This is a genomic window from Streptomyces luomodiensis, assembly GCF_031679605.1.
Taxonomy (GTDB): domain Bacteria; phylum Actinomycetota; class Actinomycetes; order Streptomycetales; family Streptomycetaceae; genus Streptomyces; species Streptomyces luomodiensis.
Genome location: NZ_CP117522.1, coordinates 6,669,975 through 6,693,264 on the forward strand (window position 1 = coordinate 6,669,975; position 23,290 = coordinate 6,693,264).

Annotated in this window: 23 protein-coding genes; 14 read left to right on the forward strand and 9 right to left on the reverse strand. The window is 71.0% G+C overall.

The genetic code is table 11. The annotated features are described in order from the left end of the window. The first annotated feature begins 93 nt into the window (after positions 1 to 93). A complete protein-coding gene (locus PS467_RS28190; protein WP_311037583.1) occupies positions 94 to 750 on the forward strand; it encodes a response regulator transcription factor in 657 nt (218 codons plus the stop codon). Continuing rightward, positions 743 to 2,158 carry a sensor histidine kinase gene (locus tag PS467_RS28195; protein WP_311037584.1) on the forward strand — a complete coding sequence of 472 codons (1,416 nt, stop codon included), beginning with the start codon at positions 743 to 745 and terminating at the stop codon, positions 2,156 to 2,158. The genes PS467_RS28190 and PS467_RS28195 overlap by 8 nt, the downstream gene beginning before the upstream one ends. Before the next feature lie 46 nt (positions 2,159 to 2,204). Here PS467_RS28195 and PS467_RS28200 read toward each other — a convergent pair whose 3' ends face one another. The 4 genes from PS467_RS28200 to PS467_RS28215 all read right to left on the reverse strand — a co-directional run bounded on the left by PS467_RS28200 (position 2,205) and on the right by PS467_RS28215 (position 4,741). Then, positions 2,205 to 2,681, reverse strand: coding sequence for a MarR family winged helix-turn-helix transcriptional regulator (locus tag PS467_RS28200; RefSeq protein ID WP_268974471.1), 477 nt, complete (start codon positions 2,679 to 2,681; stop codon positions 2,205 to 2,207). Positions 2,682 to 2,775: 94 nt separating this feature from the next. Continuing rightward, complete coding sequence (locus tag PS467_RS28205; RefSeq protein ID WP_311037585.1) at positions 2,776 to 3,456, reverse strand: AIM24 family protein; 681 nt, start codon at positions 3,454 to 3,456, stop codon at positions 2,776 to 2,778. Next, a complete protein-coding gene (locus PS467_RS28210) occupies positions 3,453 to 4,103 on the reverse strand; it encodes an AIM24 family protein (RefSeq protein ID WP_268974473.1) in 651 nt (216 codons plus the stop codon). Before PS467_RS28210 ends, PS467_RS28205 begins: the two co-directional genes overlap by 4 nt. Continuing rightward, a complete protein-coding gene (locus PS467_RS28215) occupies positions 4,103 to 4,741 on the reverse strand; it encodes an AIM24 family protein (RefSeq protein ID WP_311037586.1) in 639 nt (212 codons plus the stop codon). The genes PS467_RS28210 and PS467_RS28215 overlap by 1 nt, the downstream gene beginning before the upstream one ends. 187 nt (positions 4,742 to 4,928) lie before the next feature. Here PS467_RS28215 and PS467_RS28220 point away from each other — a divergent pair, with 187 nt between their 5' ends. After that, positions 4,929 to 5,273 carry a DUF3817 domain-containing protein gene (locus tag PS467_RS28220; protein ID WP_268974475.1) on the forward strand — a complete coding sequence of 115 codons (345 nt, stop codon included), beginning with the start codon at positions 4,929 to 4,931 and terminating at the stop codon, positions 5,271 to 5,273. Beyond that, positions 5,270 to 5,563: an MTH1187 family thiamine-binding protein gene (locus tag PS467_RS28225; protein ID WP_030823850.1), complete on the forward strand. Its 294-nt coding sequence runs from the start codon at positions 5,270 to 5,272 to the stop codon at positions 5,561 to 5,563. The genes PS467_RS28220 and PS467_RS28225 overlap by 4 nt, the downstream gene beginning before the upstream one ends. Before the next feature lie 83 nt (positions 5,564 to 5,646). Here the strand turns inward: PS467_RS28225 and PS467_RS28230 are convergent, their stop codons facing one another. Further along, entirely contained in the window at positions 5,647 to 6,636 is a 990-nt protein-coding gene (locus PS467_RS28230; protein ID WP_311037587.1) for an ArsR/SmtB family transcription factor, read from the reverse strand. Positions 6,637 to 6,723: 87 nt separating this feature from the next. Between PS467_RS28230 and PS467_RS28235 the strand changes: the two genes are divergently transcribed. From PS467_RS28235 to icmA, 4 genes are all read left to right on the forward strand, one after another. Further along, the gene (locus PS467_RS28235) at positions 6,724 to 8,055 is read left to right on the forward strand and encodes an MFS transporter (protein ID WP_311037588.1); all 1,332 of its coding nucleotides are present in this window, start codon (positions 6,724 to 6,726) and stop codon (positions 8,053 to 8,055) included. Between the two features lie 43 nt (positions 8,056 to 8,098). Beyond that, complete coding sequence (locus tag PS467_RS28240; protein ID WP_311037589.1) at positions 8,099 to 8,608, forward strand: MarR family winged helix-turn-helix transcriptional regulator; 510 nt, start codon at positions 8,099 to 8,101, stop codon at positions 8,606 to 8,608. 54 nt (positions 8,609 to 8,662) lie between these two features. Further along, complete coding sequence (locus PS467_RS28245) at positions 8,663 to 8,995, forward strand: DUF3817 domain-containing protein (protein WP_268974478.1); 333 nt, start codon at positions 8,663 to 8,665, stop codon at positions 8,993 to 8,995. A gap of 131 nt (positions 8,996 to 9,126) precedes the next feature. Next, positions 9,127 to 10,827, forward strand: coding sequence for a coenzyme B12-dependent isobutyryl-CoA mutase large subunit (gene icmA, locus PS467_RS28250; protein ID WP_311037590.1), 1,701 nt, complete (start codon positions 9,127 to 9,129; stop codon positions 10,825 to 10,827). Between the two features lie 65 nt (positions 10,828 to 10,892). On the opposite strand, the gene PS467_RS28255 is transcribed toward icmA, so the two are convergent. Continuing rightward, a complete protein-coding gene (locus tag PS467_RS28255) occupies positions 10,893 to 11,570 on the reverse strand; it encodes a TetR/AcrR family transcriptional regulator (RefSeq protein ID WP_311037591.1) in 678 nt (225 codons plus the stop codon). 137 nt (positions 11,571 to 11,707) lie between these two features. On the opposite strand from PS467_RS28255, the gene PS467_RS28260 reads away from it, so the two are divergent. The 4 genes from PS467_RS28260 to PS467_RS28275 all read left to right on the forward strand — a co-directional run bounded on the left by PS467_RS28260 (position 11,708) and on the right by PS467_RS28275 (position 15,849). Continuing rightward, positions 11,708 to 12,679, forward strand: a complete 972-nt coding sequence (locus PS467_RS28260; protein ID WP_311037592.1) for a tetratricopeptide repeat protein — start codon at positions 11,708 to 11,710, stop codon at positions 12,677 to 12,679. 560 nt (positions 12,680 to 13,239) lie between these two features. Further along, positions 13,240 to 13,857 (forward strand): DUF6230 family protein, encoded by a 618-nt coding sequence (locus PS467_RS28265; protein WP_268974482.1) that lies wholly within the window; start codon positions 13,240 to 13,242, stop codon positions 13,855 to 13,857. A gap of 137 nt (positions 13,858 to 13,994) precedes the next feature. Next, entirely contained in the window at positions 13,995 to 14,522 is a 528-nt protein-coding gene (locus PS467_RS28270; RefSeq protein WP_268974483.1) for a DUF6114 domain-containing protein, read from the forward strand. Next, positions 14,500 to 15,849 (forward strand): hydrogenase expression protein HypF, encoded by a 1,350-nt coding sequence (locus PS467_RS28275; protein WP_311037593.1) that lies wholly within the window; start codon positions 14,500 to 14,502, stop codon positions 15,847 to 15,849. Before PS467_RS28270 ends, PS467_RS28275 begins: the two co-directional genes overlap by 23 nt. 129 nt (positions 15,850 to 15,978) lie before the next feature. On the opposite strand, the gene pyk is transcribed toward PS467_RS28275, so the two are convergent. From pyk to pta, 3 genes are all read right to left on the reverse strand, one after another. Continuing rightward, positions 15,979 to 17,406, reverse strand: coding sequence for a pyruvate kinase (gene pyk / locus PS467_RS28280; protein ID WP_268974485.1), 1,428 nt, complete (start codon positions 17,404 to 17,406; stop codon positions 15,979 to 15,981). 72 nt (positions 17,407 to 17,478) lie between these two features. After that, entirely contained in the window at positions 17,479 to 18,624 is a 1,146-nt protein-coding gene (locus PS467_RS28285) for an acetate kinase (protein ID WP_268974486.1), read from the reverse strand. Beyond that, positions 18,621 to 20,711 carry a phosphate acetyltransferase gene (gene pta, locus PS467_RS28290; protein WP_311037594.1) on the reverse strand — a complete coding sequence of 697 codons (2,091 nt, stop codon included), beginning with the start codon at positions 20,709 to 20,711 and terminating at the stop codon, positions 18,621 to 18,623. Before pta ends, PS467_RS28285 begins: the two co-directional genes overlap by 4 nt. Before the next feature lie 210 nt (positions 20,712 to 20,921). Between pta and PS467_RS28295 the strand changes: the two genes are divergently transcribed. Together PS467_RS28295 and PS467_RS28300 are read left to right on the forward strand one after the other, a co-directional pair. Continuing rightward, positions 20,922 to 21,947: an ATP-dependent 6-phosphofructokinase gene (locus tag PS467_RS28295; protein WP_268974488.1), complete on the forward strand. Its 1,026-nt coding sequence runs from the start codon at positions 20,922 to 20,924 to the stop codon at positions 21,945 to 21,947. 251 nt (positions 21,948 to 22,198) lie between these two features. Beyond that, entirely contained in the window at positions 22,199 to 23,239 is a 1,041-nt protein-coding gene (locus PS467_RS28300) for a helix-turn-helix domain-containing protein (protein ID WP_311037595.1), read from the forward strand. Positions 23,240 to 23,290 lie beyond the last annotated feature (51 nt).

Below are 23,290 nucleotides of genomic sequence, written 5' to 3' on the forward strand. Positions count from 1 at the left end.
TGTTCGGACGACAACCAACTTGCGGGAGCGATGCTGAAGGTGACCTGAAGTCACCTGAAGAGTTCTTCAGGTTCGCTCTGGGACGCTGTCCCCATGCGTTTGCTGATCGTGGAGGACGAGCGGCGGCTCGCCGTGTCGCTGGCCAAGGGGCTGCGGGCGGAGGGGTTCGCCGTCGATGTGGTGCACGACGGCCGGGAAGGGCTGCACCGCGCGCGGGAAGGCACCTACGACCTCGTCGTCCTCGACATCATGCTGCCGGGGCTGAACGGGTACCGGGTGTGCGCGGAGCTGCGGGCGGCGGGCAGCGAGGTGCCGATCCTGATGCTCACCGCCAAGGACGGGGAGTACGACGAGGCGGAGGGGCTCGACACCGGCGCCGACGACTACCTGACCAAGCCGTTCTCGTACGTGGTGCTGGTGGCGCGGGTGCGGGCGCTGCTGCGGCGGCGCGGGTCCGGGGCCTCGCCCGTGGTGCGGGTGGGGACGCTGACGGTGGACCGGGGCACCCGCCGGGTGGAGCGGGACAGCCGGGAGGTGGCGCTGACCGCCAAGGAGTTCTCCGTGCTGGAGCAGCTGGCGACGCGCGCCGGCGAGGTCGTCTCCAAGCCGGAGATCCTGGAGCACGTGTGGGACTTCGCCTACGACGGCGACCCCAACATCGTGGAGGTCTATGTGAGCGCCCTGCGCCGCAAGCTGGGCGCCGGGCTCATCGAGACCGTACGGGGAGCGGGGTACCGGCTCCGTGCGTAGGGTGTTCGGTTCGGTGCGGGCGCGGGCCGCGCTGGGGGCGACCGTGGTGGTGGCGGTGGCCCTGGTGGCGGCGGGTATCGCGGTGCTCCGGGTGCTGGGCGCCGACCTGTCGGACCAGGCGCGGCTGAAGGCCCAGATGGACGCGCGGGGCGTGGCGTCGAAGATAGCCGCCGGGGTGGGGTACCGGGCGCTGGAGCTGGACGAGAGCGTCCCGGTGCAGGTCGTGGACGACGACGGCCGGGTGCGGGCGGTCAGCGAGGACTTGGAGGCCGTGACGGGCACCGGGAGCCGGTCCGTGGAACCCGTCGTCGCCGCCGCGCCGGACGACGACGGCGACGACGACAGCGACGACAGCGGCGGCGACGACGCGGGCAGCGTGTCCTCCGACGAGGAGTACAGCGAGGGTTCCGCCCGGATCGACGGGGAGACCGGGGACTACGTCTGGGCCGCCGTGGAGGCCACCGACCGGCGGGGCGAGGACGTCACCGTCTACGCGGGCGCCCCGCTGGCCACCGAGCGCGGCGCGGTCTCCACCGTGCGGGACGCGATGCTGATCGGACTGCCGCTGCTGCTGCTGGTCGTGGCCGCCGTGACCTGGCTGGTGACCCGGCGCGCGCTGCGGCCCGTGGAGGGCATCCGGCGCGAGATGGCCGCCATCACGGCCAGTACGGACCTGTCCCGGCGGGTGCCCGAGCCGGGGTCGCACGACGAGGTGGCGCGGCTGGCCCGGACCACCAATGAGACGCTCGCGGCGCTGGAGACGTCCGTGGAGCGGCAGCGGGCCTTCGTGGCCGACGCCTCCCATGAGCTGCGCTCCCCGGTGGCCTCGCTCCGTACCCAGCTGGAGGTGGGCGCCGCCCATCCCGAACTGCTGGACGTGGACGGCGCGGTGGAGGACGTGGTGCGGTTGCAGCGGCTCGCGGCCGATCTGCTGCTGCTGGCGCGGCTGGACGCGGGGGAGCGGCCCCATGGCGAGACCCCGGTGGCGCTGGACGCCCTGGTGCGCGAGGAGCTGGCCCAGCGGACGGCGGACCGGGTGCCGGTGCGCGGCGAGACGGCGCCGGTCGCGGTGCGGGGGTCGCGCGGGCAACTGGCCCGGGTGCTGGGCAATCTGGTGGACAACGCACAGCGGCACGCCCGGGGCGGGGTGCGGGTGGCGGTGCGCGCGGAGGGCCGGTGGGCGGTGCTGGAGGTCGCGGACGACGGTGCCGGGGTGCCCGAGGGCGAACGGGAGCGGATCTTCGAGCGGTTCGTACGGCTGGACGACGCCCGCAGCCGCGACGATGGCGGGGCCGGGCTCGGCCTCGCCATCGCGCGGGACGTGGTGGCGCGCCACGGCGGCACCTTGACGGTCGGAGCGGCGCCCGAGGGCGGCGCCCTGTTCCAGATGCGGCTGCCGGTCGGTTAGCGGCTGTCGGTCGGTCGGCGGCGGCCGGGGCCGCCCCGGGGCCGCCTCAGACCCGGCCCCGCTGGACGCGCAGATGCTCCGCGACGGGCACCAGCGATCCGTGCAGCGCCTTGAGGTCCTCCGGCGCGAGCAGATCGATGAAGTGCCTGCGCACGGAGTCCACATGGTGGGGGGCGACCTTGCGCATGGTGTCCCAGCCGTCCTCGGTCAGCACGGCGTAGAGCCCCCGCCGGTCGGATTCGCAGTTCTCGCGGCGGACCAGACCGGCGTTCTCCATCCGGGTGATCTGATGGGACAGCCGGCTCTTGGACTGAAGGGTCGCGGACGCGAGGTCGCTCATCCGCATCCGGTGGTCCTCCGACTCCGAGAGGTTGACCAGGATCTCGTAGTCGTTCATGGTCAGGCCGAACGGCTGGAGGTCCTTCTCGAGCTGGTAGGTCAGCAGCCGGCTGACGTCCAGGTGGGTGCGCCATGCACGCTGTTCCTCATCGCTGAGCCAGCGAGTGCCGTTCTCGGTCTCCATGGGATGTATTCTACCTATAGAAGTTGAATTCCGAACCAATGGATGTTGCGGGCTAGAGGTCACACGTTCGACGTTACACTCCGCACGCTCGCGCTCACGAACCGGTACCCCCTGTCTCGCCAACCGCTATCTCGGCCATGACCTGCTCCGTGGACTGGAGCAGTACGGTCCCCGCGCCCACGAACTCGAACTGGTGCTCCTCGCCCGAGGTGCCCCCGATGCCGGTGTGCGCCCTGATGCCCCCGAGGACACCGCGCAGATACTCGTGGTCGTAGTGGTGGCACGGGGTGGGGCAGTCCGCCCAGCCCACCAGCGCCTGCGGATCGACCCGGATCGGCGGCTCCATGAAGACCACGGGCCCATTGGAGGCGGCCACGAACTTCCCGGTGCCGATGAGGGTGAGAAAGCCCGGCACGATCGACTGCTTCAGGGACAGCGAGGGCTGGAAGGCGAGCAGATTGCCGGACCGGATGGACAGGTTGCCGTCGTCCAGGTCGTAGGAGTTGACGTCGAAGGCGCGGTCCGCGAGCACCATCTTGCCGTGGCCCTCGGCCACCACCCAGTCCGCCGCGTGCAGCGGGGAGTGGAAGCTGTGCGCGATGAGGCGGTCGAGGTGGCCGAGCCCGACGCCCTGGAAGTCGATCCGCCCGTAGTAGGCGACCATCTTCCCCTTCTGGAGGAACCACTGGCCGTTCAGGTCCACGCTGAAGGCGTACGGATTGATGTTGTCGTCGACGGGCAGCGTCCAGGCGTCGTGGATCACGGGGCCGTTCACAGCTTCTCCTCCGATGCCTGGACGTAGACCATGCCGTTGCCGGACAGCTCCAGTTGGAACGCCTCCCCCGAGCCGCGGCCCACCATTTCGCGCCAGCCGATCGCCGTCGAGAGCTTATTGCGAACATCACCCCGGTGGGCGACATAGGCTTGCGGATCGACATGCACCGGACGTCCCGGGCCGATCGGCAGTTCCAGCACCCCGCCGTGCGCCATGACCGCCGCCGAGCCGTACCCCTCCAGCGTGGTGGTGAACAGCCCCTGCCCGGTGACCTGGCCGCGCACCATGCCCATCACCCCGCCCTGGGAGCCCATGAACATCGTGCCCTGGCGCAGCGATCCGTCGAAGGCCAGCAGCCGGTCCGACTCCACGTAGAGCGTGTCGCCGACCAGGTCGATCACCTGGACGTGGTGGCCGCCGTGCCCGAACATCACCGTGCCCTGGCCCTCGACGGTCATCAGCGGGGTGGCCTCGCCCGCGACCCGCCGCCCGATCATCCCCCGCACCCCGCGCTGCCCGCCGGTGATGCTGGGGGTGAACCGTACGTCCCCGCGGTACGCGAGCATCGCGCCGCGCTGGCTGAACAGGGTCTGCCCGGGGATCACCTGGGCCTCGACCATCCGTGAGGTCAGGGCGGTGAACGGCATCAGAGATCGCCCCCCACCGTGTTGCGCTCACTCGGCTGCACGTACACCAGGCCGTCGCCCTCGAAGCGGATCTGGAAGGACTCCCCGCCGCTCTCGCCTATGAGCGCGCGGAAGTTCACCCCCGTCTGGAAGTGCTGCTTGAGACCGCCGGTGTGGGCGATGTACGCGCCCGGGTCGACCTGGAGCGGTGTCTGCGGGGTGACGCGCAGCACGATCGCCGTGCCGTCGGAGACGAGCGCCGCCTGGCCGGTGCCCTCGACGGTGGTGGTGAACAGGCCGTTGCCCTGCGAGGAGCCGCGCAGCCCGGTGAAGGAGGTGCCGGTGCGCAGCGCGGCGTCCGTGCACAGCAGGTTGCTGGACTCCACATAGAGCTTCTCGCCGTGCAGCGACACCAGGTTGATCTCGCTCGCCCGGTCGGCGAAGTAGCACGTGCCGTGCCCCTTCACCTCCATGACCTCCATCTGTTCACCGGTGAGCCGCCGGGTCACCATCCCGCGCAGCCCCTCCCCGCCGCCCGTCCTCTTCTTGAAGGTCATCTCCCCCTCGTACGCGACCATCGAGCCGTTCTTGGCCTTCACGGAGTCGCCGGTCAGGTCGACCGCGAGCACCCTGCTTTCCTGGAGCCGAAACTGAGCCACGGAGCCGACGGTATCGGTCCGGTGACATCGGCGGACAGACGGCAACGGGGCGTGCGGACGCCCCCGGAGCGGTGCCCGCCCGCGCGGCTGCCACAATGGGGCGAAGGCTTGTGCATCTCTTCACAAGCCGGTCCGTGTCCGCTCCGTCCGATCTCTTCATCCGATCTCCTCACCCGAAGGTGCTCTCGTGGACTTCAAGACCGCCACCGCGCTGCGCCGGCTCCGCCTGGTCTCCGCGCCCGAGGCCGTGTCCTTCCTGCTGCTGCTTGTCTGCTCGGTGCTCAAGCGCACCACGGACTTCAACGCGGTGCCGGTGATGGGCATGGTGCACGGCGTGCTCTTCATCCTCTACCTGGTCTTCTGGGCGGACGCCTGGAACCGCGCCAAGTGGACGTGGCAGACCGCGGCCCTGTACTTCGTCCTGTCCGTCCTGCCCACCGGCGGCTTCTTCGCCGAGCGCAAGCTCAAGCGGGAGGCCGAGGCCGGTGTGATCGCGGCCCGCGCCCGCAAGGAGGGCGTGGTCAACGCATGATCGTCGCCTTTTCGGTGACACCGCTGGGCGTCGGTGAGGACGTGGGGGAGTACGTCGCCGACGCGGTGCGGGTGGTCCGGGAGTCGGGGCTGCCGAACCGTACGGACGCGATGTTCACGTCGATCGAGGGCGAGTGGGACGAGGTCATGGACGTCGTCAAGCGCGCCGTCGCCGTGGTGGAGGCGCGGGCGCCCCGGGTCTCGGTGGTCCTCAAGGCCGATATCCGGCCAGGCGTCACGGACGGTCTGACGTCCAAGGTCGAGACGGTCGAGCGGCACCTGTCCGCGTAGCGGGAACGCCCGGGTCCGGGGGCGGGCCCGGCCCCGATCGCCCTCCTCACGCCCCTCCCGGACCTCGTCCGGGAGGGGCCCGCCTAGCCTCCGCCCACCAGGGCCATCCCGAGCGGGGTGCGCTCGTACAGCACCTGATGGCCCTGGCGCCGTGAGCCGAGCAGTCCGGCGTCGCGCAGCACCGCCAGATGCGCCGAGACCGACGAGGGCGCCAGGCGGTGGCGGGCGGCCAGGGCCGTGGTGGTGGCCGGTTCCTCCAGACCGGAGAGGATCGCGGCCCGGTTGGCGCCCAGGAGCCTGACGAGCGCGTCCGCCGTCTTTGCCGCCGGCTCCCGCCACAGCCCGCCGACCCCGCGCGCCGGATAGATCACCGTCGGCTGCCACGGCGGGGCGAAGCCGCTCACCACATCCGGCCAGACGAAGACGCTGGGCATCAGCAGCACCCCCCGGCCGTCCAGGTCCTGGGTCCGGGCCGGGACGGTGGAGGTGCGGATGGTGAGGGTGCCGTCGGCCCAGCGCAGGCTCGGCCGCAGATCCGCGAACAGCCGCTCCAGACCGCCGTCGGCCAGCTGCCGTGAGCGATAGGCGATATCGGCCTCCAGCAGGGCCCGCAGCCGGGGCCAGTCCGGTGCGACCAGGGCCTGCCAGGCCCGTTCGGTCAGATCGGCGAGCCGCTGTACGGCCCGTGCGGGGTCGGCCAGCATCGCCCGGCCGTGCGGGGTGTCGGCGGCGCCCGGTGTGCAGTCGAGCGACAGGACCAGCTCACGGTGGGCGACGGCGGGGTCCGTGGCCCGCATCCGGGTCAGCTCCTCCTCGAACGGGGCGTAGGGCACCTGAGGCGGCGGGCCCAGGAAGTCCGGGGTGTAGCCGCCCCGCCCCGGCATCAGCAGCCACAGCTCCGACAGGTCGAGCCCGGCCACGGCCTCCCGCACCCGGCGCAGCCACGGCAGGTGGTAGCCGTGCCGCTCGGGGCGGCGCAGGGTGCGCACGGCTTCATGAGCTTGGCACAGCGGCGAGACGGCGAACCGGCAGCGCAACAGATCGTCGGCGCCGACGTGCATGTGCAGCGGCACGGCGTCCCCCGTCCCCTCCGGAGCCCGAAGATTCGGCTCAGGCCGAAACACTAGAGCCCGCCCCGCCCGCACGGGCACGCTTCCGGCATGTCGACGCCCTCCGGGCCCGGTACGACGGGCCCCCTCGAGTCGCGCCCCGATGCGCACGCCTCCCGACCCGAGCCCGCGCCCGGCGGTGGCGAGGGGCCGGTGCCGGGCCCGGGGAGCGTCGGTTACGGCGCCGTGTTCGGGGTCCGGGAGTTCCGGGCGGTCTTCGCCGCGCACCTCGTCTCCATGCTCGGCGAGATGGTCGGCCAGATCGCGCTGTCCGTGCTGGTGTACCGGCTCACCGGATCGCCGCTGCTGAGCGCCCTGACGTTCGCCACCGCGATGGTGCCGTACGCGATCGGCGGCACCCTGCTGTCCTCCGTCGCCGACCGCTTCCCGGCCCGCCGGGTGCTGGTGATCTGCGATCTGGTGCACGCCGGTTGCGTGGCCGCCATGGTGGTACCGGGGATGCCGGTGGCCGTGCTGCTCGCGCTGCGCTGTGTGCCCGCCGCCATCTCCCCGGTGTTCAGCGGGACCCGGTCGGCCACGCTCGGCGACATCCTCGGCGAGGGCGACGCCTTCGTCCTGGGCCGCTCGGTCATCCGGATCACCGCGCAGACCGCGCAGCTCGCCGGGTTCGGGGCGGGCGGGCTGCTGCTGGCCGCCGTCTCGCCGCGGGCCGCGCTGGCGCTCACCGCGGCGGCGCTGGTCGGCTCGGCGCTGGTGCTCCGCTTCGGCACCCGCCGCCGCCCCGCGCGGCAGCCGGCCGGGGACGGGGCCGCGCTGCTCGGGGACTCCCTCGGCGGCGTACGGCGGCTGTTCGCGGACCGGCGGATCCGGGCGCTGATGCTGCTGTCGTGGGTGCCGCCGATGTTCGTGGTGATGCCGGAGGCCCTGCTGACGCCGTACTCCGATGGGCTGGGGCTCGGCTCGGCCGGGCTCGGGCTGCTGATGTGCGGGATGCCGGTCGGCGCGATCGCCGCCGAGGCGCTGGTGGGCTCGCTGCTCGGACCGCGCGCCAGGGCCCGGCTGACGCTGCCGGTGGGCGTCGCCGCGATGCTGCCGGCCCTGGGGTACGCCTGCCGTCCGTCGCTGGGCTGGGCGCTGGCCCTGCAACTGCTGACCGGCTGCGGTATCGCCTACAGCCTCGGCCTGGACCAGTGGTTTCTCGCCGCCGTACCGGACGAGCTGCGGGGCCGGGCGATGACGGTGCTGACGGCCGGGCTGATGACCTTCCAGGGGCTGGGCATGGCGGTGTCGGGTGCGATCGCGGAGTTCGCGCCGGTCCATGTGGTGGCCGCGGCCGCGGGTGGCTGCGGCGCTCTGTGCTCGCTGCTGGTGGCCCTGGAGGTGCGGCGTACCGTCGCCCGGCCGGTCGGGGCCGAAGTGTGAGATGGGGCTGACCGCGATATGACCGGCCGGTAGGGTCGGTGGTGTGCCGAAGCCGCTCAGCCTGTCGTTCGATCCCATTGCCCGCGCCGATGAACTGTGGAAGCAGCGCTGGGGGTCCGTGCCCTCCATGGCCGCGATCACCTCGATCATGCGCGCCCAGCAGATCCTGCTCAGCCAGGTCGACGCGGTCGTCAAGCCCTACGGACTGACCTTCGCCCGCTACGAGGCGCTGGTGCTGCTCACCTTCTCCAAATCCGGTGAGCTGCCCATGTCCAAGATCGGCGAGCGGTTGATGGTCCACCCGACCTCGGTCACCAATACGGTGGACCGCCTGGTCAAATCCGGTCTGGTCGACAAGCGGCCGAACCCCAACGACGGCCGCGGCACCCTGGCCTCCATCACCGACCGGGGGCGTGAGGTGGTCGAATCGGCCACCCGCGACCTGATGGCGATGGACTTCGGGCTCGGGGTCTACGACGCCGAGGAGTGCGGTCGGCTCTTCGCGGTGCTGCGCCCGCTGAGGGTCGCCGCGGGGGACTTCGAGGAGGACTGACGAAGACCCGGGGGCGGCGAAGATCGCCCCGGAACGGACGGTTACGCTCAGGGCATGAAACGCAGCGTGCTGACCCGCTACCGGGTCATGGCTTACGTCACCGCAGTGATGCTGCTCGTGCTCTGCACCTGCATGGTGTTCAAGTACGGCTTCGATACGGGCGAGGGTCTCACGCTCGTGGTCTCCCAGATCCACGGCGTGCTCTACATCATCTACCTGGTCTTCGCCTTCGACCTCGGCTCCAAGGCCAAGTGGCCGTTCGGCAAGCTGCTGTGGGTCCTGATCGCGGGCACCATCCCGACGGCCGCGTTCTTCGTCGAGCGCCAGGTCGTCCGCGAGGTGGAACCGCTGGTCAGCGGGGCCGAGCCGGCGCCCGCGCAGGTCTGACCGAGCCGAGGCCCGGCCCGTCCGCGCGCCGCGTCCGCAGGGCGGGGCGTGCGGAGAATCACCCGATCCGCCCGGCGTGGCGGAGGGTCTCGCGTCGACAATTAGTAGGACGTCCAAGTAAATTTGAACGCATGGACGCCGAAGGCATTGAGGCGGGCCGCCGACGCTGGCAGGCCCGGTACGACGCGGCGGGCAAGCGCGACGCCGACTTCACCACGCTGTCCGGAGACCCCGTCGAGCCGGTCTACGGACCCGCCCCGGGCGACACCGTGGCGGGGTTCGAGCGGATCGGCTGGCCCGGCGAGTTCCCGTTCACCCGTGGCCTCCACGCCACCGGTTACCGGGGCCGGGCCTGGACCATCCGCCAGTTCGCGGGGTTCGGCAACGCCGAGCAGACCAACGAGCGCTACAAGATGATCCTGAAGGCGGGCGGCGGCGGGCTCTCGGTCGCCTTCGACATGCCGACCCTGATGGGCCGCGACTCCGACGACCCACGCGCGCTCGGCGAGGTCGGCCACTGCGGTGTCGCCATCGACTCCGCCGCCGACATGGAGATCCTCTTCAAGGACATCCCGCTCGGTGACGTCACCACCTCGATGACCATCAGCGGCCCGGCCGTCCCCGTCTTCTGCATGTACCTGGTCGCCGCCGAGCGCCAGGGCGTGGACGTCGCGCGGCTCAACGGCACGCTCCAGACGGACATCTTCAAGGAGTACATCGCGCAGAAGGAGTGGCTCTTCCCGCCCGAGCCGCATCTGAAGCTGATCGGCGACCTGATGGAGTACTGCTCCCAGGGCATCCCGGCGTACAAGCCGCTGTCCGTCTCCGGCTACCACATCCGGGAGGCCGGGGCGACGGCCGCGCAGGAGCTCGCGTACACCCTCGCCGACGGCTTCGGCTATGTGGAGCTCGGGCTCTCCCGGGGGCTGGACGTCGACACCTTCGCCCCCGGACTGTCCTTCTTCTTCGACGCGCACGTCGACTTCTTCGAGGAGATCGCCAAGTTCCGCGCCGCCCGCCGGATCTGGGCCCGCTGGATGCGCGACGTGTACGGGGCGAGGACCGAGAAGGCGCAGTGGCTGCGGTTCCACACCCAGACCGCCGGCGTCTCGCTCACCGCCCAGCAGCCGTACAACAACGTGGTGCGGACCGCCGTGGAGGCCCTCTCCGCGGTCCTCGGCGGCACCAACTCCCTGCACACCAACGCCCTGGACGAGACCCTCGCCCTGCCCAGCGAGCAGGCCGCCGAGATCGCCCTGCGCACCCAGCAGGTGCTCATGGAGGAGACCGGGATCCTCAACGTGGCCGATCCGCTGGGCGGCTCCTGGTACGTCGAGGCGCTGACCGACCGGATCGAGGCCGACGCCGAGAAGATCTTCGAGCAGATCGCGGAGCGCGGCCGCCGCACGGCGCCGGACGGGCAGCGGCCGAAGTGGCCGATCACCGCCGGCATCCTCCAGGGCATCGAGGACGGCTGGTTCACCGGCGAGATCGCCGAATCCGCCTTCCGGTACCAGCGGGCGCTGGAGAAGGGGGACAAGAAGGTCGTCGGCGTCAACTGCCACGAGGGCTCGGTCACCGGCGACCTGGAGATCCTGCGGGTCAGTCATGAGGTCGAGCGCGAGCAGGTGCGGGTGCTGGGCGCCCGTAAGGCCGCCCGTGACGAGGCCGCGGTCGCCGAGGGGCTCAAGAGGATGATCGCCGCCGCCCGCGACGGCTCCAACATGATCGAGCCGATGCTGGCGGCCGTGCGCGCCGAGGCGACGCTCGGCGAGATCTGCGACGCCCTCCGGGACGAGTGGGGGGTCTATACGGAGCCGCCCGGCTTCTGAGCCCCGTCCGGGGCGGGCCCGGCCGGACCGCCGCGAGCTGGGCGGGGGCTTTTCACCGGGGGTTTTCAGGGGGCGGCCCGGTGCGGGGCGCCCGGCGAGGCGGTGCCCGGCGCGCCGCCGGGTCCCGCCCCGGTCGCCCCGGTCAGCCCGTACAGCAGCAGCTCGGTGAAGTCCCGGGACCACCGGGGGTCCACCGGCTCCCCGCTGACCATCAGCCGGTGCAGCACCGTCCCGGCGACCACATCGAAGATCAGGTCCGCGTTGCGGGCCGCCTCGTCCGGGTCCTCCTCGCGCGGCAGCTCACCGCGCAGCCGGGCGCGCTCCCGGCCGACGGTGACCAGCCGTTTCTGCCGGTCCACGATCGCCGAGCGGACCCGGGCCCGCAGCGCCTCGTCGTGCACGGCCTCCGCGATGACGGCCATCAGCGCGGTGCCCGTCTCGGGCCGCTCCAGCAGCGCGCCCAGCTGGTTCACCGCGGCCTCCGCGTCGGCCCGCAGACTGCCGTGGTCGGCGACTTCCAGATGCTCGTCGAAGACCGCCGCGACCGCGTCCACCACCAGCTCGCACTTGCTCGCCCAGCGGCGGTAGAGCGTCGTCTTGGCGACCCCGGCGCGGGCCGCCACATCGCCCAGCGTCAGCTTCGCCCAGCCCAGCTCCACCAGGGCGGCACGCGTGGCGTCCAGGATGGCGCGGTCGGCCTCGGCGCTGCGCGGGCGCCCGGTGCGGCGTGCGGACGGGCTCATGTCCAAAACCCTACCGGCCAGTACCAGAGGCCGTCCCGGGTGAGTTACGCTACGGCTCGTAGCGTAAGGGTGTGCCCGGCCGGTCCACCGGCTGGAGCGCTTTTCCCTTCACCGGGGGAAGAGGGGAGGATAGGACCATGCAGCCACGGAACATGTCCATGAGTGGAGTGGTCGACCTCGCCGCGGTGAAGGCGGCCGGAGAAGCGAAGCAGAAGGCGGAGAAGGCACGGGCCGAGGCGGCCCGCACCGGGAGCGCGCCCGCGCCCGGCCGTCTGATCTTCGATGTCGACGAGGCGGGTTTTCAGCAGGACGTCCTCCAGCGCTCCACCGAAGTGCCGGTCGTGATCGACTTCTGGGCCGAGTGGTGCGAGCCGTGCAAGCAGCTCGGTCCCATCCTGGAGCGGCTGGCCACGGAGTACGCGGGGCGGTTCGTCCTCGCGAAGATCGACGTCGACGCCAACCAGATGCTCTTCCAGCAGTTCGGCGTCCAGGGCATCCCCGCGGTCTTCGCGGTGATCGCGGGTCAGCCGGTGCCGCTCTTCCAGGGCGCCGCGCCCGAGGCGCAGATCCGGCAGGTGCTGGATCAGCTGATCCTGGCGGCGGAGCAGCAGTTCGGCATCGTGGGTACACCCATTGAACCCGGCGCCGAGGCCGAAGGCGCCGGGCAGGACGGTCCGGCGGCGCCCGAGTCGCCGCGGGACGCCGCGCTCGCCGCGGCCCACCAGGCGCTGGACGCCGGTGACCTGGGCGGTGCGGTGCGGGCGTACCAGAACGTGCTCGCCGACGACCCCGCCAACAACGAGGCGAAGCTCGGTCTGGCCCAGGCCCAGTTGCTGGAGCGCGTTCAGGGTGTGGACGCCACCGAGGTGCGCAAGGCGGCCGCGGACAACCCAGCGGATGTCAAGGCCCAGATCGCGGCGGCCGACCTCGACCTGGTGGGCGGTCATGTGGACGACGCCTTCGGGCGGTTGGTGGACACGGTGCGCCGCACCGCGGGGGAGGACCGGGACGCCGCCCGCGTTCACCTCCTGAGTCTGTTCGAGGTGATCGGCGGTGAGGACCCCCGAGTGGTGGCGGCGCGCGGCGCGTTGGCGCGCGTGCTGTTCTGACCTCTGAGTCCTCAAACGACACAGCGACCGCTCTTTACCAAAACTTGGTAAACGCGGTCGCTGTTACTGCTAGTAAAGAACCGCCCGGTGTTTGTCCGGTCTTGGAGTAAATCTCCCTCTGTTTCCGGTCACTGAGCGGCAACCCTGCGTGCCTGGTCTCGACCGTCCTGCCGCACTTCGGTTATCCGTCCGTTACTCGCTAGTAACGAACCCCTTGTGCCCGCGCCGGGAATGGACCACGATCGGCCAAGCTCGGTCCATCCCCCGTAGCTCGGCATCCGGTCGGTGCGACGGTGTGGTTGGGTCCCCACCGGGCGGCCGGCGACAGTGGCGCCGGCCATGGACAGGGGGGTCTCTGCCCGACCGGCAGGGCCTGTCCAGGAGGTTGCGCGAGATTGCGTGGCCAGTGGTTGTCGCTCGGGGGTGATCGCCGGTGTTGCGGGTGCGGTGTGCGCCTGTGAGACGTGGGCGCTCTCCTTCCCGAGGACGTAGCACTTCTCCCATCCCAGGACCGGGGCCTCGCCCCGGCCGGAGATGTACGTCCGAGAAGGAGGAAAGTCATGGAGTCCGTGGCTCGTGGCGGCACCAGATGGAAGCGGTTCGCCGTTGTCATGGTGCCGAGCGTTGCTGCCACGGCCGCGATCGGCGTCGCCCTGTCCCAGGGTGCGCTCGCGGCCTCGTTCAATGTGTCCGGTCAGCAGTTCAAGGTTTCGGTCGACCGGCTCGACGGCACCGGGTTCGCCCAGTACGGGGCGCTTGACACCCAGCACGGGGGCAAGAACGTCCCCGTCGCCGTGTCGGCGTTCAAGAGCGCGAAGCTCAAGGGCCTGTGCCAGTCCGTGGTCATTCCGGTTCCGCTCTTCGGCGATGTGTCGCTGAAGCTGTCGGCCGGTAACGGCGCCAAGCGGGTCGAGGCCAAGAACCTCTTCATCGACCTCGATCAGCTGGACGCGGACGCGACGTTCCGCGGGATCGACATCGGTGTGGCGGCCGGCGACATCAACAAGGGTCCCGGCATCAAGGACGGCGACAAGGCCATCGCCGGCTCGTTCGCCCAGCAGGCCGATACCGCGACGCTGACCGGTGTGAAGCAGACCGCCTGGGCGACCAGCGCGGGCACGTTCAAGCTCTCGGGCCTTTCGATGAAGGTCAGCAAGGGCAAGAACGAGTGCTTCTGACGCGCTGAGCTGAGGGTGGGGGGCCGCGGCGCTGCCCCTCACCCGGGCATCGCCCGGCAGCGCCAGTGCGCCACGCTTAGTACCGCTGTAGAACATCTGCGATCACACCGATCGCCAGCCCCAGGGAGCTGTTTTCGATGAGTGCCGAGTCGCCGGGGGCGCGTGACCGTATCAGCCGCTGGCGGGGATCCTTCAGGGCGTGGCGCTGGCAGCGCCCGTTCTGGGCGGGACTGTTGAGCCTGCTGGCGGGGTTGCCGATCATGTACTTCCCGTACAACGACCTCAACGCGGGTGGTTTCACCATCAACATGTCCACCACCGCCGGATCGGCCTCGCTGATCATCGGCGTGCTGTTGGTGGTCCTGGGCCTGACCATGTGGTTCCAGCCGATGGTGCGGGTGTTCGCCGGAGTCGCCACGATTCTGCTCGGTCTGGTATCGCTCCCCGTCTCGAACTTCGGCGGCTTCCTCATGGGATTCCTGCTCGCGCTGTTCGGTGGCGGCATGAGCATCGCCTGGGCGCCCGGTGAGACCCCCTCGCAGCAGCCGGCCGAGAAGCCGGGAGCCGCGCCGGAGGACGGTGACGGTGGAAGTGTGCCGGAACCGGCCGGGGCCGGGTCCGCACCGGACCAGGAAGCCAAAAATGGGAGGCACCGTGCGGGGTGAAGACCGACCCGAGCAGTCGGAGGGCTCCAGCCCTCGCCGGGTCAGAACGGGCCCGCGGCACGCGGCGCCGAAGAAGTCGGTGCTCACCCGTCTTCAGGTGCCCGCGGGCAAGGCCATAGCGCTGGCCGCCATGCCCACGGCCGTGCTGATGGGAATGGGACTCACTCCGCAGCTCGCCTCGGCCAACCCCAGGCCGGAGGACCGGTACAAGGCCGGACCGTGTGTGTCCCAGCCGGACGAGACGGACAAGAAGGACGCCAAGAGCGGCAAGGACGCCCCGGATTCGCGGAGCGAAGACCAGGACGCGAAGGACGCCAAGGGCAGCAAGGGCACCAAGGACGACGAGAGCGCCAAGGACTCCAAGGACAGCAAGGACGCCGGGGACTCCAAGGGCACCGAGGGTTCGAAGGACGCGTCGGCCGGGTCGTCGGACGACGAGGCCACTCCCACGCCGTCCGCGTCCCGGGAGACGGAGGAGCCCTCGGCCTCGCCGAGCCCCTCCAAGTCGAAGAACCCCCTGGACCCGCTGGGCCTCGGGGACGCGCTCCACGACATCCTCACCCCCGATGAGAAGGACGCGTCGGCCGAGCCGAGCGCCTCGCCGAGCCCCTCGTCGAGCGCCGAGCCCAGCTCCTCGCCGTCCCCGGACCCGGCGAAGTCCTCGTCCTCCGATAAGTCCACCGATCCGGTCAAGGACACGGTGGACAAGGTGGGCAAGGGCGTCGAGGACACCGTCGACAAGGCGGGCAAGACCGTCGAGGACGCCAAGGACAAGACCGACGAGGCGCTTCCCACGCCGTCCTCGTCCGCCTCCAAGGGCGCCGACGACGGCAAGGAGCCGTTCCCCTGCCCGGAGTTCGACGCCGACGCGTACGAGAACGCCGAGAGCGAGCCGACCGCGAACCTGCTGCCCGAGGACCCCTGGACGCTCAAGAGCACCCTGCTGACCCTGCACGGCCTGGACTACAAGGGCATCGTGGAGGTCAGGACACAGGGCGGCCAGATCAAGAAGGTCCTGAAGTTCACCGCCTCGGGCGTGGACATCAAGGATCTGCACCAGCTGGTGGTGGGCCCGGCCGGGACCACGACCCATGTGCAGGCGCGCGAGGGGTCGACCTCGACCATTCGCAACGGCACGGTGACCATGTACACCGAGGAGCTGTCGGGCAACCTGCTGGGGCTCATCCCGATCACCTTCAGCCCCAAGAGCCCGCCGCCGGTGAACATCCCGGAGGTGTTCTTCACCGGTGTCACGGTCAAGCAGGCCGGTCAGTTCGGTGGCGATCTGACCGTACCGGGTATGCATCTGTTCAAGACCGGGGAGTGATCCCGGGACACCAGGACCCGTTCGGGAGCCGCACATCCCTCCTCCGGGAGGGAAACGCCCGTGGGCACCGCCTCCAGTCGGAGACGGTGCCCACGGTCGCGTTCGGCGAAGGGTCGCGGCGAGCGGGGGTTACGCGCTCGCGCCGCCCAGGTGGTGGACCCGGACCATGTTGGTGGTGCCGGGGACACCAGGGGGCGAACCAGCAGTGATGATCATGGTGTCGCCCTCGTTGTAGCGGCCCAGCTTCGACAGCTCGGCGTCCACCAGGTCGACCATCGCGTCGGTGTGCTCGACATACGGCACCACGAAGGACTCCACGCCCCAGCTCAGGGTGAGCTGGTTGCGGGTGGCCACATCCGTGGTGAAGGCCAGGATCGGCTGCTGGGCGCGGTAGCGGGAGAGCCGGCGGGCGGTGTCACCGGACTTGGTGAAGGCCACCAGCGACTTGGCGCCCAGGAAGTCGGCGATCTCGGCGGCCGCGCGGGCCACCGAACCGCCCTGGGTGCGCGGCTTCTTGCCGGGCACCAGCGGCTGGAGACCGCGCGAGAGCAGCTCCTGCTCGGCGGCCTGGACGATCCGGGACATCGTCTTGACCGTCTCGATCGGGTAGGAGCCGACCGAGGACTCGGCGGAGAGCATCACCGCGTCGGCGCCGTCCAGGATCGCGTTGGCGACGTCGGACGCCTCGGCGCGGGTCGGCCGGGAGTTGGTGATCATCGACTCCATCATCTGGGTCGCGACGATCACCGGCTTGGCGTTGCGGCGGCAGAGCTCGATCAGCCGCTTCTGCACCATCGGGACCTTCTCCAGCGGGTACTCCACCGCGAGGTCACCACGGGCCACCATCACCCCGTCGAAGGCCGCGACGACCTCCGCCATGTTGGCGACCGCCTGCGGCTTCTCCACCTTGGCGATCACCGGCACCCGGCGGCCCACCTCGTCCATGACGCGGTGCACGTCCCGGACGTCGGCCGCGTCCCGGACGAAGGACAGGGCGACCATGTCGCAGCCCATCCGCAGGGCGAACCGCAGGTCCTCGATGTCCTTCTCGGACAGCGCGGGCACATTGACCGCCGCACCCGGCAGGTTGATCCCCTTGTGGTCGGAGATCACCCCGCCCTCGATGACGATGGTCCGCACCCGGGCACCCTCGACCGCGGTGACCCGCAGCTCGACGTTGCCGTCGTTGATCAGGACCTGGTCGCCCTTGGACACATCGCCCGGCAGCCCCTTGTAGGTGGTGCCGCAGATGGTCCGGTCGCCCTCCACGTCCTCGGTGGTGATGATGAACTCATCGCCGCGGACCAGCTCCACCGGACCGTCCTTGAAGGTCTCCAGGCGGATCTTGGGGCCCTGGAGGTCGGCGAGCACGCCGACCGCGTGGCCGGTCTCCTCCGATGCCTTGCGGACGCGGTGGTACCGCTCCTCGTGCTCCGGGTGGCTTCCGTGGCTCATGTTGAACCGGGCCACGTTCATCCCGGCCTCGATGAGGGACTTCAGCTGGTCGTAGGAGTCGACGGCAGGGCCCAGAGTGCAGACGATTTTGGAACGGCGCATGAGGCAGATCCTATCGGTTTGTTTCGGAGCGGAATTTTCTAGGCTCGGGCAGATGGGAGCTGTCCCCGGACATCAGGCGCTGACCAGGTCGAACGTCTGGCTGGCGATCTCCAGCTCCTCATCGGTGGGCACCACGGCCACCGCGACCCGGCTGCTCCCCGTGGAGATCAGCCGCGCCGCGCCGGACCGCAGCGCGTTGCGGACGGTGTCCACCTCGATGCCGAACGCGGTGAGGCCGCGCAGCGCCGCCTCCCGTACCGCCGCGGAGTTCTCCCCCACGCCGGCGGTGAACGCGATGGCGTCCACCCGGCCGAGCACCGCGGTGTACGCGCCCACATACTTGCGCAGTCGGTGGATGTAGATGTCGAAGGCGAGCTGCGCGGCCGGATCGCCCTCGCCCATCCGGCGGCCGATCTCGCGCATGTCGTTGTCCCCGCACAGCCCGGCCAGTCCGCTGCGCTTGTTGAGCAGCGTGTCGATCTCATCGGTCGACAGACCGCCCACCCGGGACAGATGGAAGATCGCCGCGGGGTCGATGTCTCCCGAACGGGTGCCCATCACCAGCCCCTCCAACGGGGTCAGCCCCATCGAGGTCTCCACGCAGGTGCCGCCGCGCACCGCCGAGGCGCTGGCCCCGTTGCCCAGGTGCAGCACGATCGTGTTGACCTCCGCGGGCTCCTTGCCCAGCAGCGCGGCGGTGGCCCGGGAGACGTACGCGTGCGAGGTGCCGTGGAAGCCGTAGCGCCGCACCCCCCAGCGGTCGGCGGTCGCCACGTCGATCGCGTAACGTGCCGCCGCCTCCGGGATCGTCGAGTGGAACGCCGTGTCGAAGACCGCCACCTGCGGCAGGTCCGGACGCAGCGAGCGGGCCACCTTGATCCCGGTGACGTTGGCCGGGTTGTGCAGCGGGGCCAGCGGGATCAGCTTCTCGATCTCCTCGACCACCTCGTCGGTGATCAGGGTGGGCTCGGTGAACCGGGTGCCGCCGTGCACCACCCGGTGGCCGACCGCCGCCAGCTCGGGCGAGTCCAGGCCGAGGCCCTGTGCGGCCAGCTCGTCGGCGACCTGCTTGAGGGCCGCCGCGTGGTCGGTGACGGGGCCCTCGCCGATCCGCTCCACGATGCCGGAGGCCGGCCGGGAGCCGTCGGCCATGTCCAGCAGCTGGTACTTCACGGACGAGGAGCCGGAGTTGAGGACGAGGACTCGGGTGCCGTTCACGCGGACTGCGCCTTCTGTGTCGGGGACTGGGCCTGGACTGCGGTGATCGAGACGGTGTTGACGATGTCCTGGACGAGTGCCCCGCGGGACAGGTCGTTCACCGGCTTGCGCAGACCCTGGAGCACCGGGCCGACCGCGACGGCGCCCGCCGAGCGCTGCACGGCCTTGTAGGTGTTGTTGCCGGTGTTCAGGTCCGGGAAGATCAGCACCGTGGCCTTGCCCGCCACCTCGGAGCCGGGCAGCTTGGTCGCCGCGACCGCGGCGTCCACCGCCGCGTCGTACTGGATCGGGCCCTCGACCAGCAGATCGGGGCGGCGCTCGCGGACCAGCTCGGTCGCCTTGCGGACCTTGTCCACATCCGCGCCGGAGCCCGAGGTGCCGGTGGAGTACGACAGCATCGCGATCCTCGGCTCCACCCCGAACTGGGCGGCGGTGGTCGCCGACTGGATGGCGATGTCCGCGAGCTGCTCGGCGTCCGGGTCGGGGTTGACCGCGCAGTCGCCGTACACCAGCACCCGGTCGGCCAGGCACATGAAGAAGACCGAGGAGACGATCTGGGCGCCCGGGGCGGTCTTGATGATCTCGAAGGCGGGCCGGATGGTGGCGGCGGTGGAGTGCACCGCGCCCGAGACCATGCCGTCGGCCAGGCCCTCCTGGACCATCAGGGTGCCGAAGTAGGAGACGTCGGCCACCACGTCGTGGGCCAGCTCGTAGGAGACGCCCTTGTGGGCGCGGAGCTTGGCGTAACTCTCGGCGAAGCGCTCCCGCAGCGGCGAGGTCTGGGGGTCGACGATCCGCGCCTCGGCGAGCTGGATGCCGAGTTCGGCGGCGCGCTTGCGGATCGCCTCCTCCTCGCCCAGCAGTGTGAGATCGCACACATCGCGGCGCAGCAGTACGTCGGCGGCGCGCAGCACCCGCTCCTCGGTGCCCTCGGGCAGCACCACCCGGCGGCGGCCCGCCCGGGACCGCTCGATCAGCTCGCGCTCGAACATCATCGGGGTGACCCGGCTGGAGCGGCCCACCGCGATGCGCTCGGTCAGCGCGGCGGTGTCCACATGCCGCTCGAAGAGGCCCAGCGCGGTCTCCGCCTTGCGCGGCGAGCTCGCGGTGAGCTTGCCCTCGATGGCGAACAGCTCGGCCGCGGTCGGGAAGGACCCGCCCGCCACCGACGCCACCGGGGTCCCCGGGGCCAGCCGGGAGGCCAGCGCCAGGATGTCGGGGCCGGGCCGCTCGTCCAGGGTGAGCAGCACCCCGGCGATCGGCGGGGCGCCCGCGCTGTGCGCGGCGAGCGAGCCGACGATCAGGTCCGCGCGGTCCCCGGGCGTCACTACCAGGCAGCCCTCGGTCAGCGCGGGCAGGAAGCTCGGCAGCATCGCGCCGCCGAAGACGAAGTCCCGGACGTCCCGGGAGAGTCCGGTCTGATCGCCGAGCAGCACCTCGGCGCCCAGGGTACGGACGATCTGGGAGACGGTGGGCGCCGACAGCGCACCGTCCTCGGGCAGCACATAGCTGGGCACCGGGAGCCGGCCGGCCAGCCGCTCGGCGATGGCCCCGCGGTCCTCGGGCGCCACCCGGTTGACCACTACGGCGACGACGTCGCAGCCCCGCGCCTGGTAGGCGCGGCAGGCGTTGTGCGCCTCGGCGCCGACCGACTCGGCGCTCTGGTCCTGACCACCGACGACCGTGATCACCGAGGCGCCGAACTCGTTGGCGAGCCGTGCGTTCAGCCCCAGCTCGTCGGGGAGGCTGGTGGCCGCGTAGTCGCTGCCCAGCACCAGTACGTAGTCGAACGCGTCGGCGACCTCGTGGAACCGGCCGACCAGCTGCGAGACCAGCTCGTCGGTGCCGCGCTCGGCCTGGAGCGTGGCGGCTTCCTGGTACGTCATGCCGGAAGCGGACTCCGGAGACTGGCTGAGCCGGTAGCGTGCCCGCAGCAGGTCGAAGAGGCGGTCGGGGGCGTCGTGCACCAGGGGGCGGAAGACGCCGACCCGGTCGACATGGCGGGTCAGGAGCTCCATGACTCCCAGCTCGACGACCTGGCGTCCGTCGCCACGCTCGACCCCGGTCACGTACACGCTGCGCGTCACGCGTGCTCTCCGTTCCTCTGGCGTTCCTCGGTGTTTTCCTTCAGTGCGCCTATCGGACACACATTGGCCACAATGAACGGCCCAGTCCTCTTGACAATACCTGTGGTCGTGATTAAGGCGCTCGTCATCTTGGGGGATACAGCACCACCCCGCCCATGAAACAATCGGACTGGCTCACATCTACCCGTAGGGAGCAGGAGACACAGCACGATGCGCATCGGAGTTCTCACCGCAGGCGGCGACTGCCCCGGCCTCAACGCTGTGATCCGGTCGGTGGTCCACCGCGCGGTCGTCGGCCACGGAGACGAGGTGATCGGGTTCGAGGACGGCTTCAAGGGGCTCCTGGACGGCCGGCACCGCAAGCTCGACCTCGACGCCGTCAGCGGCATCCTCGCCCGCGGCGGCACCATCCTCGGTTCCTCCCGGCTGGAGCGCGCCCGGCTGCGCGAGGCCTGTGAGACCTCGAAGGACCACGCCCGCGACTACGGGATAGACGTGCTGATCCCGATCGGTGGCGAGGGCACCCTCACCGCCGCACGGATGCTGTCCGACGCGGGGCTGCCGATCGTCGGCGTCCCGAAGACGATCGACAACGACATCTCCTCCACCGACCGCACCTTCGGCTTCGACACCGCCGTCGGCGTCGCCACCGAGGCGATGGACCGGCTGAAGACCACCGCCGAATCGCATCAGCGGGTCATGGTCGTCGAGGTCATGGGGCGTCACGCGGGCTGGATCGCCCTGGAGTCCGGGATGGCGGGCGGCGCCCACGGCATCTGCCTGCCGGAGCGGCCCTTCGAGATCGACGGGCTGGTGAAGATGGTCGAGGAGCGCTTCGCCCGCGGCAAGAAGTTCGCGGTCATCTGCGTCGCCGAGGGCGCGCACCCCGCCGAGGGCTCCATGGAGTACCAGAAGGGCGAGATCGACCAGTACGGCCATGAGCGGTTCACCGGCATCGGCAACCGTCTCGCGGCCGAGCTGGAGCGGCGGCTGGGCAAGGAGGCCCGCCCGGTCATCCTGGGCCATGTGCAGCGTGGCGGCACGCCCACCGCGTACGACCGCGTGCTGGCCACCCGCTTCGGCTGGCACGCCGTGGAGGCGGCGCACCGCGGCGACTTCGGCATGATGACCGCGCTGCGCGGCACGGACATCACGATGGTGCCGCTCGCCGAGGCGGTCACCGAGCTCAAGACCGTTCCGGTCCACCGCATGGACGAGGCCGAGTCGGTCTTCTGATCTCCTGATCCGCCACCTCCCCGGCCCCTTCCGCTTCGTGTCCGGCCGCCGCGGTCTTGATCATCCCCCCGTGGAAGATCAAGACCGCGGCGGCCGTTCGTGCTGTTGGCGAGCTCCACTCTTGAACGAGAAGCCGGAGTGAACAAGGCTGTCCCCTGTCCGGGACAGGCTCCGCGACAGTCCCGGACAGGGCTGGGACACAGACGCGGAAACACAGGGGCGGAAACACAGAGGCGGGGGAAGCAGCACAGATGGCCGATGCCGACAGGGCTCCGGATCCACGGCGGGCGCGGAACGCCCGCGAGTTCATCGCCGAGTTACAGACGCTCAAGGACTGGTCGCGGCTGACCTACCGGGAGCTGGCCGCACGCGCCGACGCGCTCGGCGAGGTGCTGCCCCGCAGCACGGTCGCCAATATGCTCGGGCGCGCCACGCTGCCCCGCGAGGAGTTGGTCGCGGTCTTCGTACGGGCCTGTGGTGTGGGGCCCGCGGAGCTCACCGTCTGGCTGGCCGTCCGCAAGGACCTCGCGACCCGCGCCACGGAGCCGGACGGTGCCTTGGACCCCGCGACCGCCACCCCGTCCGAGGAGGGGGAGCCGGGCCCGTCCTCCTCATCGGCCGAGGCAGCCGAGGCGGACCCACCGGCCGAGCCGGGCCCCCGGCGCTCCCGGCTGCCGATGCTGGGGGCGGCGCTCGGACTGACGGTGGTCGTCGCCGCGGCGGCCGTGCTCGCGTGGCGGACGCACGACGACGGGGACGACCGGTCGGACGCGAGCGGTTCCGTGGCGGCCTCCTCCGGCAGCCCGGCGCCCGAGCCCGAGCCGGGGAAGTACCGCATCCGGGCCGTCCACTCCTCGCTGTGCCTGTCCGAACGTCCGGCGGTCGACAAGAAGAGCATCGCCTGGGTCTACCAGGCGCCGTGCGCGGAGGTCTTCCCCGCCTTCTCCCTCGAGCGCCTGGACGACGGGCTGTGGCGGATCGCCACCCTGCACCCCTCGGAAGGTCCGGGCTGCTCCGGAATCATGGGCCAGAGCAAGGCCGAGGGCGCCTGGCTGGGCGACGACTACTGCGAGAGCCGGGGAGCGGCCGAGGAGTTCCGGCTGGAAGCCGTCGACCGGCCCGCCGAGGGGTTCCGGCTGCGGCCCGCGCACACCGATCTGTGTCTGGGGCTGCCCGACGGCACGACCCGGCGCTGGGCCCATGTGGTCCAGCTGCCGTGCCGGTCCGGCGCCCCGGGGCAGGTCTTCCGCTTCGACCCGGTGGACTCGGGGGCGAAGGGGCGGACGGAGTAGCCCGCCCCGCCGCGGGGTCACGGCGCCGCGCCGCGGGGTTACAACGCCGCG